This window comes from Actinomadura soli, assembly GCF_005889715.1.
In the GTDB taxonomy this organism is placed as follows: domain Bacteria; phylum Actinomycetota; class Actinomycetes; order Streptosporangiales; family Streptosporangiaceae; genus Spirillospora; species Spirillospora soli.
In genome coordinates this window covers 1-1,507 of record NZ_VCKW01000551.1, presented here as the reverse complement: position 1 = coordinate 1,507, position 1,507 = coordinate 1, and the positions used below count along the sequence as shown (strand labels likewise).

Here is a 1,507-nt window from a genome sequence, read left to right as displayed (position 1 = left end):
GGCCCCGCCCGAGCGGACACCTCACCCCGCACCCTCGGGTTCCGCGGCCTGGTCAGATCCAGGAAACGCCGCGCATGGTGGTATCCCCCTCAGGATGTGCTTGGGGCCGCGAGTCCGCGGGCCCTGATGCGTGGTGTTCCGAACGGTCCACCCGCACGTGCGTTCCCGAACGTACCTGTTTCACGCCCCTTCCGCACACGTTGCAACTATCGTGTTACACAACGTGATGCGCGTAAGGGGGAAGGATGACGGCAGTGCAGTCGTCCGCCGAGGACCGTGGTGGGGAGCTGCCTCGCAGGCCCAGGCGCCGAGCGCTACTGGGGCGTCCGTCCCTGCTCGTGATCTATGTGCCGGTGGTGGTGGCCGTCCATCTCGGGCTGACCGCCGCCGGGCTGGCCGGCACGCCGCTCCGGGCCGACGACCTGACGACGTTCGCCGCCCTCCTGGCGTGCGGTGCGGTGTGCATCGAGGCGACGCGGCGGCTCGGGATGCCGGCCGGGGTCGCGCGCGACCTGCTGTCGGCGTGGTGGCTGCCGGTCGCGCTCCTGCTGCCGCCCGTCTACGTGCTCCTGATCCCGGTGCCGCTGCAGGCGCTGCTGCAGTTCCGGGTGCGCCGGACGCTGATCTACCGGCGGGCGCTCGTCGCGGCGGCGCACGGGATCGCCGGGGCGTGCGCGTCCATGGTGTTCCACCTGGTGGTCCCCGAACCGCTGGACGGGGCGCCGCAGTGGCTCGTCGACGCCTACCCGGGCATCCCGGCCGCGGTGGGATGCGCCGCGCTGTTCACCGTCGTGAACACGGCGATCGTCGCGGTCGCGGCGCACGCGGCCAACCCCGAGAGCCGCTGGCGCGACGTCCTGTGGACGCGCGAGAGCCTCCTCCTGGACGTGGTGGAGCTCTGCGTCGGCATCCTCGTGGCGATCACGAGCGCGCTTTCGCTGGGCCTGCTGATCCTCGCGCTGCCGCCGGTCGTCCTGCTGCAGCGCAGCCTCATGCACCAGCAACTCCAGGCGGCCGCCCGGACGGACTCCAAGACCGGGCTGCTGAACGCGGCGGCCTGGCAGCGGGAGGCCGCCACCGAGCTGTCGCGCGCGCAGCGGACCCATGACGCCGTGGCCCTCCTGCTGATCGACATCGACCACTTCAAACGGGTCAACGACACCCACGGGCACCTGATGGGCGACCAGGTGCTGGTGGGCGTGGCCAGCACGCTCTGCCACCAGCTGCGCGACTACGACGTCGTCGGCCGCTTCGGCGGCGAGGAATTCGTGGTCCTGCTGCCCGGCGCCGACACCGTCGAGGCATGCCGCGTCGCCGAGCGCCTCCGCGGCCGGGTGCGCCGACTGGCCGTCCCCGCCGAAGAAGGAACGGTGACGGTCACCGTGTCCGTGGGCGTCGCCCTGTTCCGCACGCACGGCGAGGACCTCCTGGAACTCCTGGCCGCCGCTGACCTGGCCCTGTACCGCGCGAAGTCCTCCGGCCGCGACCGCGTCTGCCTCCCCGCCCT

1 protein-coding gene is annotated in these 1,507 nt (G+C 72.4%); it reads left to right on the top strand.

The window, feature by feature from the left end; genetic code table 11:
- Positions 1 to 245: 245 nt before the first annotated feature.
- A partial coding sequence (locus ETD83_RS41755) for a sensor domain-containing diguanylate cyclase (RefSeq protein WP_138650757.1) occupies positions 246 to 1,507 on the top strand: 1,262 nt, incomplete at its 3' end.